17 protein-coding genes, 7 tRNA genes and 1 rRNA gene are annotated in these 16,679 nt (G+C 42.3%); 1 reads left to right on the top strand and 24 read right to left on the bottom strand.

What is annotated here, in order from left to right; all coding sequences use genetic code 11:
- Positions 1-41: 41 nt before the first annotated feature.
- The 13 genes from OCV47_RS12880 to OCV47_RS12940 all read right to left on the bottom strand — a co-directional run bounded on the left by OCV47_RS12880 (position 42) and on the right by OCV47_RS12940 (position 11,275).
- The gene (locus OCV47_RS12880; RefSeq protein ID WP_262655491.1) at positions 42-830 is read right to left on the bottom strand and encodes a zinc dependent phospholipase C family protein; all 789 of its coding nucleotides are present in this window, start codon (positions 828-830) and stop codon (positions 42-44) included.
- A gap of 27 nt (positions 831-857) precedes the next feature.
- Entirely contained in the window at positions 858-1,427 is a 570-nt protein-coding gene (gene scpB, locus OCV47_RS12885; RefSeq protein WP_256301158.1) for an SMC-Scp complex subunit ScpB, read from the bottom strand.
- A gap of 2 nt (positions 1,428-1,429) precedes the next feature.
- Positions 1,430-2,182: a segregation and condensation protein A gene (locus OCV47_RS12890; RefSeq protein ID WP_256301160.1), complete on the bottom strand. Its 753-nt coding sequence runs from the start codon at positions 2,180-2,182 to the stop codon at positions 1,430-1,432.
- Between the two features lie 71 nt (positions 2,183-2,253).
- Positions 2,254-3,057, bottom strand: coding sequence for a metallophosphoesterase (locus OCV47_RS12895; protein ID WP_262655492.1), 804 nt, complete (start codon positions 3,055-3,057; stop codon positions 2,254-2,256).
- Positions 3,058-3,173: 116 nt separating this feature from the next.
- A complete protein-coding gene (locus OCV47_RS16085; RefSeq protein WP_317244418.1) occupies positions 3,174-3,431 on the bottom strand; it encodes a winged helix-turn-helix domain-containing protein in 258 nt (85 codons plus the stop codon).
- Positions 3,353-3,628 (bottom strand): hypothetical protein, encoded by a 276-nt coding sequence (locus OCV47_RS12905; RefSeq protein ID WP_262655493.1) that lies wholly within the window; start codon positions 3,626-3,628, stop codon positions 3,353-3,355. Before OCV47_RS12905 ends, OCV47_RS16085 begins: the two co-directional genes overlap by 79 nt.
- 259 nt (positions 3,629-3,887) lie before the next feature.
- Entirely contained in the window at positions 3,888-4,607 is a 720-nt protein-coding gene (locus OCV47_RS12910; protein WP_262655494.1) for a P-loop NTPase family protein, read from the bottom strand.
- Positions 4,608-4,695: 88 nt separating this feature from the next.
- Complete coding sequence (locus tag OCV47_RS12915; protein ID WP_262655495.1) at positions 4,696-5,865, bottom strand: D-alanyl-D-alanine carboxypeptidase family protein; 1,170 nt, start codon at positions 5,863-5,865, stop codon at positions 4,696-4,698.
- A gap of 171 nt (positions 5,866-6,036) precedes the next feature.
- The gene (gene rpsU, locus OCV47_RS12920) at positions 6,037-6,213 is read right to left on the bottom strand and encodes a 30S ribosomal protein S21 (RefSeq protein ID WP_006864570.1); all 177 of its coding nucleotides are present in this window, start codon (positions 6,211-6,213) and stop codon (positions 6,037-6,039) included.
- Positions 6,214-6,365: 152 nt separating this feature from the next.
- Complete coding sequence (alaS, locus tag OCV47_RS12925) at positions 6,366-9,005, bottom strand: alanine--tRNA ligase (RefSeq protein WP_262655496.1); 2,640 nt, start codon at positions 9,003-9,005, stop codon at positions 6,366-6,368.
- A gap of 29 nt (positions 9,006-9,034) precedes the next feature.
- Positions 9,035-10,273 (bottom strand): tyrosine--tRNA ligase, encoded by a 1,239-nt coding sequence (gene tyrS / locus OCV47_RS12930; protein ID WP_262655497.1) that lies wholly within the window; start codon positions 10,271-10,273, stop codon positions 9,035-9,037.
- Positions 10,274-10,346: 73 nt separating this feature from the next.
- A complete protein-coding gene (rnhA, locus tag OCV47_RS12935) occupies positions 10,347-10,823 on the bottom strand; it encodes a ribonuclease HI (RefSeq protein WP_117448970.1) in 477 nt (158 codons plus the stop codon).
- Positions 10,814-11,275, bottom strand: coding sequence for a precorrin-2 dehydrogenase/sirohydrochlorin ferrochelatase family protein (locus tag OCV47_RS12940; protein ID WP_262655498.1), 462 nt, complete (start codon positions 11,273-11,275; stop codon positions 10,814-10,816). Before OCV47_RS12940 ends, rnhA begins: the two co-directional genes overlap by 10 nt.
- Positions 11,276-11,431: 156 nt before the next feature.
- Here OCV47_RS12940 and OCV47_RS12945 point away from each other — a divergent pair, with 156 nt between their 5' ends.
- On the top strand, positions 11,432-12,466 hold the full coding sequence (locus OCV47_RS12945) for a 3-deoxy-7-phosphoheptulonate synthase (RefSeq protein WP_117448969.1): 1,035 nt from the start codon (positions 11,432-11,434) through the stop codon (positions 12,464-12,466).
- An 85-nt stretch (positions 12,467-12,551) separates the two neighbouring features.
- On the opposite strand, the gene xerD is transcribed toward OCV47_RS12945, so the two are convergent.
- From xerD to OCV47_RS13000, 11 genes are all read right to left on the bottom strand, one after another.
- Entirely contained in the window at positions 12,552-13,475 is a 924-nt protein-coding gene (xerD, locus tag OCV47_RS12950) for a site-specific tyrosine recombinase XerD (RefSeq protein WP_262655499.1), read from the bottom strand.
- A gap of 234 nt (positions 13,476-13,709) precedes the next feature.
- On the bottom strand, positions 13,710-14,255 hold the full coding sequence (locus OCV47_RS12955; RefSeq protein ID WP_262655500.1) for a hypothetical protein: 546 nt from the start codon (positions 14,253-14,255) through the stop codon (positions 13,710-13,712).
- A 66-nt stretch (positions 14,256-14,321) separates the two neighbouring features.
- Positions 14,322-15,671, bottom strand: a complete 1,350-nt coding sequence (locus OCV47_RS12960; protein WP_262655501.1) for a phage tail tip lysozyme — start codon at positions 15,669-15,671, stop codon at positions 14,322-14,324.
- Positions 15,672-15,831: 160 nt separating this feature from the next.
- A tRNA-Leu gene (locus OCV47_RS12965) sits at positions 15,832-15,917 on the bottom strand.
- A 22-nt stretch (positions 15,918-15,939) separates the two neighbouring features.
- Positions 15,940-16,012: transfer RNA gene (locus OCV47_RS12970), tRNA-Val, on the bottom strand.
- A gap of 22 nt (positions 16,013-16,034) precedes the next feature.
- Positions 16,035-16,108, bottom strand: a tRNA-Asp gene (locus OCV47_RS12975).
- Between the two features lie 23 nt (positions 16,109-16,131).
- Positions 16,132-16,205: transfer RNA gene (locus tag OCV47_RS12980), tRNA-Ile, on the bottom strand.
- 4 nt (positions 16,206-16,209) lie between these two features.
- A tRNA-Thr gene (locus OCV47_RS12985) sits at positions 16,210-16,282 on the bottom strand.
- Between the two features lie 26 nt (positions 16,283-16,308).
- Positions 16,309-16,380: transfer RNA gene (locus OCV47_RS12990), tRNA-Glu, on the bottom strand.
- Between the two features lie 28 nt (positions 16,381-16,408).
- Positions 16,409-16,480: transfer RNA gene (locus tag OCV47_RS12995), tRNA-Asn, on the bottom strand.
- Between the two features lie 68 nt (positions 16,481-16,548).
- Positions 16,549-16,679: ribosomal RNA gene (locus OCV47_RS13000) — 23S ribosomal RNA — on the bottom strand; the annotation flags it as partial.

Consider the following 16,679-nt stretch of genomic DNA (forward strand, 5'->3'; position numbering starts at 1 on the left):
TATGATGCTTCCACAATTTTATGTCCGAACTGCTCTACTTTTTATTTGTAATTTCTCCGAAATCTCTGGCTTAGTTCTCTGTCGTCATTTCGATCCTTGTAATATACTTCTATCATTGCTGCCGCTTCTGGTACTGCACTCTGAAACAGCCTGGTCAGGTGCTCTGTACTCTCCAGACAGATAGGCTTCGCCTCTTCCCGGATAATCCTCCCATCTGCAAATCGATGTACAAAAAATACCTTTGCGATCGCCAGCTTGATCTTTCTCTTCTGTTCTGATTCACAGATCGGAAGCTTTGTATAGAACTTCGTTCCCATCAATGCCCGCACGATATCTCTGTATCTCATACCTTCCAATACTTTCGATATGGCATCTACACTTTTTTTCTCTATCCGCAGTACACTCCCCGGCTGATAATGGAACGGATCCTTTCCGGTACGAATCATGAGACTCCGGTCAAATTCTGTCTCGATCTCATCGTGTCCTGCACCAGTCTTTTTCATATATTCACTGATATAAGGATGACAGGTACTGTCCAGCATAAAGTGACAGATAAAGCCCAGAAGATATACTAAGATCTCCTCATCCCCTGTCTGCTGATAAAGCAGTCTTCCCTTTTCAAAGAATCCAATCGCTTCTTCTCTGTGAAGCCGATGTGCCATCTGATTGAACCGATTTCTGTGAAATGGACGAACATAGAATAAAATATCCGGTCCATGGAGTCCAATCTGATAGGTGGTCTGATGTGCTTTTATCACCTCTCTGATCTCCGGACTCAGCCGGTGATATACCATTTTTCCAAACAAATCATGTGCATATGTGGTTGGCACGCTGCTTCCTTTCCGGTTCGGATCTTCCTAAACCTTTAATGTCATCTCTATCTCTTCTTCCGCTTCTGCCTTGAAATCTTCCATCTTCACAGGATTCACTTCCGGCAGTTCTTCCAAAGAGGATACTCCAAATCTCCTCAGAAACTCTTCTGTCGTTCCAAATAGCAGTGGACGCCCCGGTGCATCCAGTCGTCCCACTTCCTTGACCAGATTAAATTCAATTAGTTTGTTGACGGCATGGTCACATTTTACTCCACGAATCTTTTCCAGCTCAATTCGAGTAATGGGCTGTTTGTATGCGATAATAGAAAGTGTCTCCAAAACTACGTCCGTTAATACAATCTTCTTCGGTTGTTTGGCGATTTTGATCAGATATTCGTAAAGTTCCGGATTGGTACACATCTGAAAAGAATCTTCCAGTTCAATCAGACGGATTCCACGACCTTCTGTTTCATATTTTTCTTTCATGGCCCGCAGCATTTTCCGGGTAGCCTCCGTACTCATGCCAATCGCTTTGGCAATCCGCTCTACCTCTACTGCATTTCCCATAGTAAATAAAATGGCTTCTGCTGCCGCTTCCAGTTCTTTTTTATCCACACTTATTCCTCACTTTGCTTTGCCGTAATCAGAATCTCTCCAAAGATCTCATCCTGCTCCACTTCGATTTTCCCGGTCTTCATCATTTCCAAAATAGTCAGAAACGTAATCGCAATGCGCATCTTGCTCTTCTGCTTATTCAACAGATCACGGAAATTGCATTTCCGATGCCGGGATATATATTTCTCCACATAGGCGATGGTCTGATCCAGATCCACCTCTTCCTTTTCTACCTGACCGAACTTGCTTCTCACCGGATCCAGGCGATTCTCAGAACGCTTCATGACATCCTGAAAAATGGCATTCAGCTTCTCCAGATTCAAATCTCCCAGGATCTCATCCAGATTCACCGGAGGCTTGTACTGCTGTACTTCTTTGGGAATTGATGGATCCCGGTACAGCATATGCTCTGCATCCATCTGGCGGTCCCTGAGTTCATAAGACATATATTTATACATCTTATATTCCAAAAGGCGTTCCACCAGTTCCTGTCTCGGATCTTCCTCTTCGCCCTCTTCATTGACTTCCTTGGGAAGAAGCATACGGGCCTTGATATCCAGAAGTGTGGCTGCCATGACCAGAAATTCACTCATTACTGACATATCTTCCGTTTTCATGGCATGAAGATATTCCATGTACTGATTCGTGATCTCCACAATCGGGATATCAAAAATGTCTACTTTATTCTTATCAATCAAATGCAGCAGCAGATCCAGCGGTCCTTCAAACTGCTCCAATTTTACCGAAATTCCCATAGTTACCTCTGAATTATTTATACTTTACGATGCCTTATGCTGTAAAACATCTCACACAATTCTGACATCACTTAATATAACTCCACCAGCATGAATTCTGCCGGATTGTTGATGCGAAATGCAATGGAATGGGATCCCAATCCTGCTGTGACCAGAAGCTTTCTTCCATATTTTTCATACATTCCACAGTCATACTTCGGAAAAAGCTTCACCTGTGGGCTGATTACACCTCCAACTAGCGGCAGGCGCATCAAGCCTCCATGCAGATGGCCGCTTAAAGTCAGATCTGCTCCCCACAGTGCATAACCTTCAAAATACACCGGATTATGTGCAAGTAAAATATTGTAACGTCCTTCTTCCGGTTTCTGAATCGACTTACGGATCTCCTCTGCGCTGATATACTGCTGGTGAAATCTCCTATAATATTTCTCAGGGAGTTCAAATCCATGTACCGTCAAATGAGTTCCCTTTATATCGATCTGTTCTTTTTCATCTTCCAGAAGACGTATATTCGATGTATGGATGCCCCTTTTGAACTGCTCATACACACCATCATAAGCATCCGGGTATCTTTTAGCCCTGAATTCATGGTTTCCATTAATGCAATATACCGGACACTCACAGGACAGTCTCTTAAGCAACGAAACCGCCACATCAATATTCGTTTCTTTTCCCGGCTTGCATACTGTCAGATCACCCACGGAAAAAATCAAATCCGGGTGCTGCCCTACGATCTGCTCCACCAGGTTCCGATTACCTTTTCCAAATGTTCGATTGTGCAAATCTCCTATCACTACAATACGGATCGGTGCCGTAGGCTTAGGAACCTTTCGCGGCAACGCAATCCGGTAGTGTCTGATAATTATTCTACTCATAATTCTACCAACCCAATTTTCTGTTTAATAGTATAAACAAATATTGTGGGTTTGGCAAGGGAAAGGGAAGAATATAGCTTTGGTGTTGATTTACCCAAATTTTCATTCCGTATATTTCATACAATTGTCGAATTATTTATTTTCACAATCCATTTTCCATTTCTGTTCATTCCCTCTCTGCTGAGCAGATCTTCTTCCTGCAATTCTTCCATCAATATTTGAACCTGTTTTCTTGAAATGCCTAATTTCTCCATAAGTTCCGTTTGTGTTGTTTTAGAATTTGAAATTAATATTTCTAGTATTTTCTGTTTTGTTTCGGCTCTTTTTTGGCTCCTTTTTGGCTCTTTTTCGGCTCCTTTTCCAAATCTTTTAATTCTTTTTCTTTCTCTTCGCTCAAACTTCGCTCATTTTCATCTTCTAAGAATGCTTCATGTACAAAAAATCTTGATATAAAATAGCTGTGATCATCATCTGTTTCAAACTCTGGTTTTGGCGAACCATTTGCAGAAAGTGCTCTCAGTATTTTTCCAAACCCTGTATTTCTTCCCTCTGTTAAATGCAACTCCTTCAAAATATCTCCAATGCGACGATTTCTGTAGCACCGATTCGTCACTCTAAATCTCTTAAGTCTTAGTTAATTATCTGGTTTTCTTTGCATTCAATTATCCCTTTGCTCAACAGGGGTTTTTTCCAATATTATCTTCATTTTTTCGCCAAACTTAATGGTCATATCAATCATCAATATAGCTTTTATGGTATAGTATATCATATTACATTCTTTGTTCAAAACCAAAAGAGAATCAGATATAATTCCGATTCCCTTCAAGCAATTATTTTTTCTTATATTTTTCAATTACACATTCATGCACTTTTGTCTTTTTTTCCATCCGATGCAGTTCATCCCATTTTTCTTCTTTCAATACTGTCTGAAATTCCTGTCTTATTTCCTCATTTGGTATAAATGCCGTTCTGTGGTACTGGTCATAGCCCAGATATCCAAGATGAATCAAATAAGTCAGTACATCATCTTTCCCGGAGAAACTGCTGATATTGTTCTGGAATGATCCTACATTTACCTCTACTTCTGATCCGGAATACATTTCCATGATAGCTGTTTTTAATCCATCAAAATTCATACTGATAAATGGCAGTACGGATTTATAGGAGGCCGTCTGAGACCAGTAATTCTGCACTTTTTTCCGTGTCATTGCACTGACAACCGCTTTCGGATTATATACATGACAGTCATCCAAAAAATATCCATCATACCATTTCTGCACTTCATCAAATCTCATCTGATACTTCTGGCACAGTGCCTTTACCTCTTCCTCTGAAAAACCTATATAGGGAGCCATTTGTCCGGCATCCAGCATGGTAAATTCATCGAAATTATTCAGTGCCGACTGTGTTTTAAATTTTATCATTGGCAGGATGCCGGTGATATAAGCAAGGCTGATATATTTCATCGGCTCTGCGCCTTTGAATAAGCCACGTAAAAATCGAACATATTCATTCTGAATATCTTTTCTGCCTGCTTCATCACGAATCAAAACCTCCCATTCCTGTTCTCCTTTGCATAATTGCGGATACACATTTATTATAATTGTTTCTTTTTACAAAGTCCATATATGTATTTTCTCACATACTATATACTTCCCACGCCTTTTTCACACAGAATCCATACCCGGCTTTTTCTACGCTCTTATCGAATACCAGCTCGCTTCTTCCTATTTCTTTTCCATCCAGTGTATATACCAGATAGCCCGCTGTCTCTCCTTCCTGTACCGGTGCTGTGACAGTATCCGCCAGTTGAATACTGCGCTGAATCCCGGCAAGATCTTTTCCATCAGTGTCCAGATATCGAAAATCTTCCTTCACATGACAGGTAACCTGATTTTGAACCCCTTTTCGAACCTTCAGTGATGGGAATTTCATCTGTTCTTCATCTGTATACAGGCGGCATTTTCCAAATCCATAGTCCAGGAGCTGTGCTGCCTCTTTGAATCTGGTCTTGGAATCCGGTCCGGCCATGATCACGCTGATGAGCTGAATATCGTTTCTCAATGCTGTAGCTGATACGCAGAACAATGCTTTACTGGTACTGCCTGTTTTTAATCCATTGCAGCCATTATAGCTGCGCAGCAGTTTATTGGTATTGGACAGACCAAACTCGCTGCTTCCCCGCTGAGTCACATGGGTGATATTTTCCATCCAGATAGTGGTATAATCGAAAACTTCCGGGAATCTGGTAATCAACTCCCGGGACATTATCGCGATATCATTGGCTGATGTGTAGTGATCGTCCGAATCCGTCAACCCGCAGCAATCCACAAAATGGGTATCATTCATCCCCAATTTTTTTGCCTTTTCATTCATTTTGTTGACAAACTCCATTTCACTGCCTGCTATGTACTCCGCCAATGCCACAGAGGCATCATTTCCCGAGGAAACCAGAATACACTTCAGCAGAGTCTGCACTGTCTGCTTCTCTCCTTCTTCCAGAAATACCTGAGATCCTCCCATAGATTTGGCATACGCACTGGTCACTACTTCATCCTCCAGATGAATCTGACCATTTTCCAATGCTTCAAAAGCCAGAAGTACCGTCATAATCTTCGTTACACTGGCTGGACTGCGTTTCTCATGAGAAGCTTTCTCAAATAAGATTTTTCCAGTGGAAGCCTCCATCAGCACCGCCTCCTGGGAAGCCAGTTCCAGATCCTCTGCCCCTGCGTTCCATGAAATACCATAAAACAGGGATATCCACAAAATAAAAAGCAGTATACACATTTTTCCATTTCTTATCATTGCACCACGCCCCTTTTATCTAATAGTACAACTTATGAACACTAAAAACGTTATATACTACCTATTTCGATATATGTGATTCTAAGAGTGTGAAGCAATCCACAGATATCTTTTACAGTATTTTAGGCAGAAAAAATCCCTGATCGATATGACCAGGGATTTGTCTGCACATTAGTTAAATTTACGTTTACGAGCAGCTTCGGATTTTTTCTTACGTCTAACGCTTGGTTTTTCGTAATGTTCTCTTTTACGAATCTCCTGCTGGATACCAGCTTTTGCGCAGTTTCTCTTGAAACGGCGTAAAGCGCTGTCCAAAGTCTCGTTTTCTTTTACGATTACATTTGACATTGTCTCACACCTAACCTCCCTCCAGTTGTAGATTGTGCATAATACAACTGTTGGGTTATTTTATTGCACTACTAGGATTATACCTACTTTATCCACTTTCGTCAAGTAGTTTCTTTCTGGAAATTCACCTTTTTTGTTTACTTATCCACTTTTTATTTGATCTGTCCTTCTACCAGTTCTGGGATCTTAGCAATTGCTTCTGGAATAGCATCTGGATTCTTTCCGCCGGCCTGTGCCATATTCGGACGTCCACCGCCGCCACCTCCAACGATTGCTGCAGCAGCCTTGATCAGGTTACCTGCATGAGCACCTTTCTTCATAGCTCCATCGGTAGCCATTGCCAGAAGGCTGACTTTTCCATCTTTGGCAGATGCCAGTACAACGACACCTTCTCCCAGTTTTTCTTTTAACTGGTCACCCAGATCGCGAAGTCCGTTCATATCCACACCGTCTACTGCAGTAGCCAGTACTTTGACACCTTTGACTTCGGTTATTTTACTCATAACATCACCCAGAGAGTTCTGAGCCATCTTGCTCTTCAGGGACTCATTTTCGCTCTGAAGGTCTTTAACCTCTTTCTGTAAATGGGCAATCTTCTCCAACATCTCTGCCGGTGTTGTCTTAAGGGCTTTGGCAGCTTCTGCCATTTTCTCTTCCATCTCTTTATAATAAGCCAATACATTATTGCCAGTCAGTGCTTCGATACGACGTACACCTGCTGCCACACCTGCTTCCGATACAATCTTGAACAGTGCAATACTGCTGGTATTTGCCACATGTGTACCACCACAGAGCTCTACTGAGAAATCTCCAATAGACACTACACGTACTTCTTCGCCATATTTTTCTCCGAACAACGCCATTGCACCGGTCTTTTTTGCCTCTTCGATCGGCATTACTTTTGTCACAACCGGAATTGCTGCCTGGATCTCTTTATTCACAATCTCTTCTACTTTTGCAATCTCTTCTGCTGTCATAGCCTGGAAATGTGCAAAGTCAAAACGCAATCTGGTTGGCGTAACCAGAGAACCTTTCTGTTCTACATGACTTCCCAGCACAGTCTTCAATGCTTTCTGAAGCAGATGAGTTGCACTGTGGTTCTTGCAGGTATCTAGTCTTTCCTGCTCTGCCACTTCCAGAGTCACTTTATCACCCTTGGAAAGCATACCGGAAACCATATGACCAACATGGCCATATTTTCCTCCACGAAGCTTGATGGTATCCTCTACCTGGAACTTACCGTTCTCTGTATAGATCACACCTGTGTCACCTTCCTGTCCACCCATGGTAGCATAAAATGGTGTCTTCGCAGTAAATACCGTTCCCTTCTGACCTTCTACCAGAGAATCTGCCAGTTCAGTTTCAGAAGTAAGCACTGTGATCTCAGACTCATCCTTCAGAGTAGTGTATCCGGTAAATTCTGTAGTGACAGATACATCGATCTGATCGTAAACAGTGGCATCTGCTCCCATGTAATTGGTCACTTCGCGGCTTTCACGGGCACGTTTTCTCTGTGCATCCATCTCGGCCTGGAAACCAGCTTCATCAATCTCATATCCTTTTTCTTCCAGGATCTCTTTCGTCAGATCCATCGGGAATCCATAGGTATCATACAGCTTGAATGCATCTGCGCCTCCAAGTATCTTTTCTCCCTTAGCCTTCAGATCTTCTTCCAGATCATTCAGAATACGAAGTCCCTGATCAATTGTCTTATTAAACTGATTCTCTTCATTGTTCAGAACATTGAAGATGAATTCTTTCTTTTCTTCCAGTTCCGGATATCCATCTTTGGAACCTTCAATGACTGTTGCACTTAAGTCTGCAAGGAACTTTCCTTCAATACCAAGCAGTTTGCCGTGACGTGCTGCACGACGAATCAGACGGCGCAGTACATATCCACGTCCTTCATTGGTCGGCATAATACCATCAGAAATCATAAATGTTGCAGAACGGATATGGTCTGTAATCAAACGAATGGATACATCATCTTTGTAGTTTTCCTGATATACCTTTCCTGCCATCTTACATACATGATTTCTCAGTGCACATACAGTATCTACATCAAAAATAGAATCTACATCCTGTACAACACTGGCCAGACGTTCCAGTCCCATACCGGTATCAATATTTTTATTCTTCAGTGTTGTATAATTTCCATTACCGTCGTTCTCGAACTGGGTAAATACATTGTTCCAGATCTCCATATAACGGTCACAGTCACATCCTACGGTACAGCCTGGTTTTCCACAGCCATACTTTTCTCCACGGTCATAGTAGATCTCAGAACATGGTCCACAAGGTCCTGCACCGTGCTCCCAGAAGTTGTCTTCCTTACCAAAACGGAAAATACGTTCCGGTGCAATACCTACTTCTTTATTCCAGATATCAAATGCTTCATCATCATCCACATACACGGATGGATACAGGCGATCCGAATCCAGTCCAACTACTTCCGTCAGGAATTCCCAGGACCAGTTGATGGCTTCATGCTTGAAATAATCTCCAAAAGAGAAGTTACCCAGCATCTCAAAGAATGTACCATGACGTGCGGTCTTACCTACATTCTCAATATCGCCGGTACGAATACACTTCTGGCAGGTAGCTACACGCCTTCTTGGCGGGATCTCAGCTCCTGTAAAATAAGGCTTCAGCGGAGCCATACCTGCATTGATCAGCAGCAGACTCTTGTCATTCTGTGGTACGAGGGAAAAGCTTTTCATAACCAGATGGCCTTTGCTCTCGAAAAAGTCCAGATACATCTTACGAAGTTCATTTACTCCATACTTTTTCATATTGTTCCTCCTTAAAGGTTCTACACCTTCTATTTTGCAATGATCTTTTTAAATTTCTTCTTTCCGCGTTTGAGCACAAGTCCATCTTCCGGAATATCTTCTTTTTTCAGTGTAAAATGAATATCTGTGATCTTCTCACCATCCAGTGTCACACCACCCTGTTCAATCGCACGGCGTCCTTCGGAACGCGTTCCAACCAGTTCCGCCTTTACCAGCATAGAGATCAGATCTACCGCGCCATCTTTGAAATCTCCATCTTCCAGTTCTGCTGTCGGCATATCTTCTGCATTACCTGAGGAAAACAGTGCACGGGCACTTTCCTGAGCCTTGGAAGCTTCTTCTTCGCCGTGTACCAGCTTAGTCAGTTCATAAGCCAGAATCTCTTTTGCCTGGTTCAACTGGCTTCCTTCCCACTTATCCATCTCATCAATCTGCTCCAGTGGCAGGAATGTCAGCATACGGATACATTTTAATACATCAGCATCGCCTACATTTCTCCAGTACTGATAGAAATCATAAGGAGATGTCTTGTTCGGATCCAGCCATACTGCACCGGACTGTGTCTTACCCATCTTCTTTCCTTCTGAATTCAGGAGAAGAGTAATGGTCATAGCCTGTGCCTTGGCATCTTCTTCAGAAAGTCCCAGCTTACGGCGAATCAGTTCACGGCCACCCAGCATGTTGCTCCACTGGTCATCACCACCAAACTGCAGGTTACATCCGTACTTACGGTATAATTCATAGAAATCGTAACTCTGCATGATCATGTAGTTGAACTCCAGAAAACTTAATCCCTTTTCCATTCTCTGCTTGTAACATTCTGCACGAAGCATATTATTCACCGAAAAGCATGCTCCCACATCTCGAAGCAGCTCGATATAATTCAGATCCAGAAGCCAGTCTGCATTGTTCACCATCAATGCCTTGCCATCTGAGAAATCGATGAACTTGGACATCTGCTTCTTAAAGCAGTCACAGTTGTGCTGAATCGTCTCTTTTGTCATCATCTGACGCATATCACTGCGTCCTGAAGGGTCTCCAACCATTGCGGTACCACCGCCGATCAGAGCAATTGGTTTATTTCCAGCCATCTGGAGACGCTTCATCAGGCAAAGTGCCATGAAGTGTCCTACGTGAAGGCTGTCTGCCGTTGGGTCAAAGCCAATGTAAAAGGTCGCTTCTCCATTATTGATCAGTTTTCTGATCTTCTCTTCATCTGTTACCTGGGCAATCAATCCTCTGGCAACTAATTCTTCATAAATTCCCATCTTTGATCTCCTCAAAACTTCTTTCAAAAATCTACCCTTAAATATATCATAGGAATGCTGTCTTTTCAAGTTTTTATGCAATTCCCGGATCTTCTATTAAATCATCTCCATCTGCCGCTGTAGTCGCCAGCGTATCGCAACGCTCATTCATTTCATGCCCATCATGTCCTTTTACCCAGATAAAAGTAACCTGATGCGGAGCTTTGGCTTTTAACAGACGTTCCCACAGTTCTCTGTTTTTTACCGGTTCATTTTTTCCACGTTTCCAGTTTTTCTTTATCCATCCATCAATCCATTTTTTATTAAAAGCATCCGTCAGATACTTCGAGTCGGAATAAAGCTCCACTTCACATGGTCTGGTCAGTGCTTCCAGTCCCACAATCGCTGCCATCAATTCCATGCGGTTATTTGTTGTCCGCACATATCCCTGGCTGTACTCCCGTTCATGAAGCACCCCTTTGCTGTCCACATAATGTAATACTGTGCCATATCCACCCGGTCCATCCGGATTTCCTCTTGCTGCACCATCTGTATAGATCTTTACAACCATTCTTCCAGCATCTCCCTGATTTTTTCTACAGCCTTTCTGGCCATTTTATGGTTCGTACCATTAGCAGTTACACCTACCACCACATTATCCTTCATGGCAAGTCCCGGGAAATAAAAATCACATTTTTTCTTATCATTGCATACATTTACCAGAATTTCCTGTTCTATGCAATAATCATAAATCTCACCATTCAATGAATGGTCATTGGTGGCTGCAATCACAATATCTGCCTCTGCAATATCCTGCAGTTCAAATTTTTTTCTGAGGATGGTAATCTTTCCTTCCTGTTCCAGTCCGTTCAGTTCCGGATTCACCTCCGGTGCAACCACGATCAGATGATCAGTAAAATCTGTCAGAGATCGAATCCTTCTTTTGGCAATGGTTCCGGCTCCTATTACATATACTTTCTTTTCTGAAAGATCCACAAACAGCGGAAAATAAGGTTTTTTCATTACTGATTCCTCTCATAAATTTCATAGTTACTTTATGTACATCTAATTATTCAGTATACAAAAACTTCTGATTTTCATCAAGTAGAATTTTTTTCTGGTATTTTGTCATATGGTGGTTTATAATAAAAATCGCATAGAAACTATTTGGAGGAAATTATGAGCTTTGAATTTATAAAAAAACTGCCGATTCCTGCGGAAATTAAAAAAGCTTATCCTGTTTCTGATTATGTTGCCAGGGTAAAACAGCAGCGTGATGCGGAACTGAAGGATATCTTTACAGGAAATTCCGATAAATTCGTTGTCATCATCGGTCCTTGTTCTGCAGATAATGAAGAATCTGTGATGGATTATATTCATCGCCTGGCAAAGGTTCAGGATAAAGTAGGCGACCGCCTGATGATCATCCCGCGTATTTATACAAATAAGCCGCGTACTACCGGGGAAGGATATAAAGGCATGGTACATCAACCAGATCCTGAGAAAAAGCCGGATATGCTGGCCGGATTGATTGCTATCCGTAAACTTCACATCCGTGCCGTAGAAGAAACCGGTCTGACCGCTGCTGACGAGATGCTGTATCCTGAAAACTTCTGGTATCTTGCTGATATCCTTTCTTATGTAGCCATCGGTGCCCGCTCAGTAGAAGACCAGCACCATCGTATGACAACCAGTGGTATGGATGTTCCTGCCGGAATGAAGAATCCAACCAGTGGAGATCTCTCCGTTATGCTGAACTCCGTTGTTGCCGCACAGGCTGCACAGCAGTTTATTTATCGTGGATGGGAAGTACATACCCCTGGCAATCCACTTGCCCATACCATTCTACGTGGTGCAACCAACAAGCATGGTAATTCTATTCCGAATTATCACTATGAAGATCTGGTCAATCTGCTGAATATGTACGATCAACGTGATCTTCAGAATCCTGCTGTTGTCATCGATGCCAACCATTCCAATTCTAATAAGCAGTATATGGAACAGATTCGTATTGTGAAAGAGATTCTGAACAGCCGTTCTATCAACACTCGTTTAAAGACATTGGTGAAAGGTGTTATGATCGAGAGTTACATTGAACCTGGCAACCAGAAAATCGGCTGTACCAACCATGTATATGGCAAGTCCATTACCGATCCATGCCTCGGTTGGAAGGAATCTGAACAGTTGATTTATGATATCTATAAATCCTGTTAATCTGGAATGATTTTATTTTGTTTACAAAAAATGCAGTATCCACTGATTGTGGTTACTGCATTTTTGTTACTGCTTTCTTTATCCTCTAGCGTCTCGGGTGCGCTTTCGCATAGATCTCACGCACTCTTCGTACATTCATATCCATATAAAGCTGTGTCGTAGATATATCTGCATGCCCCATCATCTCCTGAACAGCTCTTAAATCTGCACCATTCTGTACCAGATGTGCACCAAAGGAATGCCGCAATGTATGCGGAGTAATATCTTTTTTTATTCCTGCCTTCTGCACATAAGATTTAATAATTTTCCAAAATCCCTGTCGGCTCATGGCATCTCCTGAGCAATTCGTAAATACCCATACACTGTCCTGCTCATGGATAAACTTTTCTCTGGTCTTCTCCAGATAAATCTTTAATGCATCTTCTGCTTCTTTTCCAAACGGGATTACCCTTTCTTTGTTTCGCTCCCGACAGATCAGATAATTCATTGGCAAATTGATATCTTCCATCTGTAAAGCCAGCAATTCTGATACTCTCATGCCTGTCGCATATAAAAGCTCCAACATTGCTTTATCGCGGATTCCCTTATCCGTTGTAGTATCCGGCTGCTCCAGTAACGAAATTGCTTCCTCCATAGTCAGAATCTCTGGTATCTTCTTATCAACATGTGGAGAACGTACTTTTTCACTCGGATCATCTTCCATCTTTCTCACTTTGAATAAATAATGAAAAAAAGCTCTCATAGAAGCCACGCTCCTGGAGACCGATGACATAGAAAAGCCCTGCTTCTCCATCTGCAGAATATAAGAATTCAGATTCGTTGAGGTAATATCACCAATTCTTCGAATTCCCTTTTCATCAAGGTACAGAAACAGCTTTTTCAGATCTCTCTGGTAAGAGACTACCGTACTGTTCGAGGCATTCTTTTCTTCTTCCATATAACTCACAAATTGTTTCATATCCTGCTGAAATTCAGGTATCTGTGACTGTACTTCTATCTTCCCGTTCATTCTGCTTCCCCTTTTACATTTTCTGATACTTTCTCAGAGAATGCGTTAAAAAAACAAGGAGGAATGATTCTCCTTGATCTTTCTCCCTTACTTATTTATGTAAACATTATAGGAAGAAATCATTCTAAAATCAATCGCTATTTATCCACAAAATTCGTTTTTTTTCCACTTTTTTATGCACATTTCAATATCTGGTTCTTTTCTTATGTCAACCACTAAATCTTGTTTTGCTTTTCACTTAATCATATGATATAACCACTTCAAACACCATGGATTCACATAATATTCTGTCAATATTCCCAGTAAGATAACAGGAACATTCATTAACCAGTTACGAAAAAAAATGGTTCTCTTTTCATTTTCCTGTACCATATAGCTTCTCAATAACATTGTATACACTAGTCCATACAAAATCATATGTGGCATCTGCGCCAACACCAGTATCCAACTTCCACTCATCTGCTGCTGTATGAAACCTGAAGTCAGCAGAATTCCTTCTGTCAGGCAAAACCAGTTTCCAAATAAAATGATCCATGCCATTCCGCCAAAGGCCTGGCCAAGAAGCCCAAGGAACAGATATTCCTTTCCTCGGATTTTCAAAAGATAATATAGATAACCACTTTTTCCTGTCATCTCTTCTCGGCCACTATACATAATTTTTTGCAGGGAAACCATACTTTTTCCAAGATACGTGTCTCCTGCCAGATTCATAAATAAAATTCCTGTCAAAAAAGCAGCCAGCATACTGAACCAAATCCCCATTCTTTTATATTTGTGCATAGAAAAATCCACCATACTTTTTTTTATCATATGGTGGATTCTTTCTTTTCATTCAGTTTTCTATACTTATTTTACAGTCAGACTATTTGCAAGCACTGCCAATTCTTCTGAACTCAGCTGAATCATGTTTTCTGTCTCTTCCTGCTCAGCTTCATTGTCAGCCTCTGTCTCTGCCGTTCTGGACTGATATTCTGCAAGCGCCTGATCAACAGCTTTCTTCGCTTCTTCTTCCAGTTCTGCCCTGTCTATAGAGCCAGCCACATCCTCTGTTTCTTTTTCTTCCAATGCCTGGGATACTGTAACCTCTTTTGAAACATCCAGTCTGGAAAGACGGCTGATACTTTTCGGCGCAGCACTTACTGCCTGCTCCATCTGTGTGTCATTGAGCGTTGTAATCTCTGTCTCTTCTTCTGTTTCCTTCTGCGTTCCAAGTGTCTTTGGATAATACAGATTCATTGCAAGGTCCGCTCTCATCTGAGAATTGTATTCCAGATTCGCCGGAATCTCAAAATACTTACACCAGTAATATGCCGCATCATAGGCTCCCTGGGCTGTATCTGGCACACTCAAAAGATACTGATATACAGATGCATAACCTCCCTGAAGCTCTGTTGTCAAGTATCCTAATTGGCCCTGAATACTGTGATATTCGTATCCATTGGCACTGCACCAGTTAATCAGCGCACTGAAACGTCCCAGATGCCACTGACACAATCCATAACTTGTTCCTCCATCTCCAACGGCCGATGAAGCAAAGTTTGACTCACACTGAATATTCGCAAGGACACCACATGCAGCTGCATGATTTAATCCAAGAATATTTCTGAGATAATCATAGATCTCATTGGTATTTTCCGTAATATCACCTACTGGATAGGAACCAAATACATAAATGGATTCACCTGTTGTCTGTTCATATAAATCTGCAGCCTCTTTGTCAATCTCTTTCTTATCTTTCTTCTTAGCTTCAGTCTCAGCAGACTCTGTCTCTGTCTCGGTGAGGGTCTCCGAATTTGTCTCGGAAGAAGTCTCACTCTCGGCAGACTCTGTAGGAGTCTCTGTATCTGTTGCAGGTGTAGTATCCGGAGTAGTGTCTGGTTCCGGTGTACTCGGTATCTCTGGTGTAGGCTCTGGATTCGGTGTTGGTTCTGGGCTCGGTGTTGGTTCTGGGCTCGGTGTTGGTTCTGGGCTCGGTGTTGGTTCTGGGTTCGGTGTTGGTTCTGGACTCGGTGTTGGTTCTGGGCTCGGTGTTGGTTCTGGGGCTGGAGTCTCTGCTGTTTCATTTGCTCCATCCTCAGACTGTACTTTTACCTCTTCCGAACTATTCATATCCTCTGCATAAGTAAACTCTACGGCTCCAATAGCTGACAGCGACAATACCCCTGTCAATAATAATACTTTTAATCTGTTTTTCATATTTTATACTTACTCCTGAAATCGCTTTCCCGGCATTTTCATGCTATTTAATCAAAAAACTATTTTTTATCATAACGCATTTTTTAATAAATGTCAATTTTCACCTTAACATTCCAAATAAATATCAAAAAAACCCTTGATTTACAAGGGTTTCCATGAATGCCGGCGACCGGAATCGAACCGGTACGGGAGATTAGTCCCGCAGGATTTTAAGTCCTGTGCGTCTGCCAGTTCCGCCACGCCGGCATATACAATATAAAATTGTAAATGGGACCTACAGGGCTCGAACCTGTGACCCTCTGCTTGTAAGGCAGATGCTCTCCCAGCTGAGCTAAGATCCCAAGTTTTATCATTCCGATAAAACGACCCAGATCGGACTCGAACCGACGACCTTCGCCGTGACAGGGCGACGCTCTAACCAACTGAGCCACTGGGCCATATGAATAACAAATAGGAAAAATGGACCTTCGGGGACTCGAACCCAGGACCGACCGGTTATGAGCCGGTTGCTCTAACCAACTGAGCTAAAGGTCCAAAGAGCCGATGATCGGACTCGAACCGATAACCTGCTGATTACAAATCAGCTGCTCTGCCAATTGAGCCACATCGGCATATAATCGTCCTATTTTGTTATCAGTGACTCCAAGGGGATTTGAACCCCTGTTACCGCCGTGAAAGGGCGGTGTCTTAACCGCTTGACCATGGAGCCGTAACTTTCATAATCATTCATGAAAAAACTCCCCGAGTTGGGCTCGAACCAACAACCCCTCGGTTAACAGCCGAGTGCTCTACCATTGAGCTATCGAGGAATATGAAGGTTGTACCTTCAAAACCGCATACGGTAAATACTTTTTTCATCCGTTTAACCCAAACTATTCAGGTCAAGCCTTCGACCTATTAGTGACAGTCAGCTCCATGCATTACTGCACTTCCACCTCTGCCCTATCTACCTCGTCGTCTTCAAGGGGTCTTATTGCTTTCGCATGGGATATCTCATCTTGAGGGGGG

The sequence above is a fragment of the Muricoprocola aceti genome, from assembly GCF_025567005.1.
Lineage (GTDB): Bacteria > Bacillota > Clostridia > Lachnospirales > Lachnospiraceae > Marvinbryantia > Marvinbryantia aceti.

Coding starts and splice junctions, on each gene's coding strand:
- OCV47_RS12890 (WP_256301160.1), bottom strand. CDS start 2,182: ATGGGAATTTCGGTAAAATTGGAGCAGTTTGAAGGACCGCTGGATCTG.
- OCV47_RS12895 (WP_262655492.1), bottom strand. CDS start 3,057: ATGAGTAGAATAATTATCAGACACTACCGGATTGCGTTGCCGCGAAAG.
- OCV47_RS12915 (WP_262655495.1), bottom strand. CDS start 5,865: ATGATAAGAAATGGAAAAATGTGTATACTGCTTTTTATTTTGTGGATA.
- rpsU (WP_006864570.1), bottom strand. CDS start 6,213: ATGTCAAATGTAATCGTAAAAGAAAACGAGACTTTGGACAGCGCTTTA.
- alaS (WP_262655496.1), bottom strand. CDS start 9,005: ATGAAAAAGTATGGAGTAAATGAACTTCGTAAGATGTATCTGGACTTT.
- tyrS (WP_262655497.1), bottom strand. CDS start 10,273: ATGGGAATTTATGAAGAATTAGTTGCCAGAGGATTGATTGCCCAGGTA.
- rnhA (WP_117448970.1), bottom strand. CDS start 10,823: ATGGTTGTAAAGATCTATACAGATGGTGCAGCAAGAGGAAATCCGGAT.
- OCV47_RS12940 (WP_262655498.1), bottom strand. CDS start 11,275: ATGAAAAAACCTTATTTTCCGCTGTTTGTGGATCTTTCAGAAAAGAAA.
- OCV47_RS12945 (WP_117448969.1), top strand. CDS start 11,432: ATGAGCTTTGAATTTATAAAAAAACTGCCGATTCCTGCGGAAATTAAA.
- xerD (WP_262655499.1), bottom strand. CDS start 13,475: ATGAACGGGAAGATAGAAGTACAGTCACAGATACCTGAATTTCAGCAG.
- OCV47_RS12955 (WP_262655500.1), bottom strand. CDS start 14,255: ATGCACAAATATAAAAGAATGGGGATTTGGTTCAGTATGCTGGCTGCT.
- OCV47_RS12960 (WP_262655501.1), bottom strand. CDS start 15,671: ATGAAAAACAGATTAAAAGTATTATTATTGACAGGGGTATTGTCGCTG.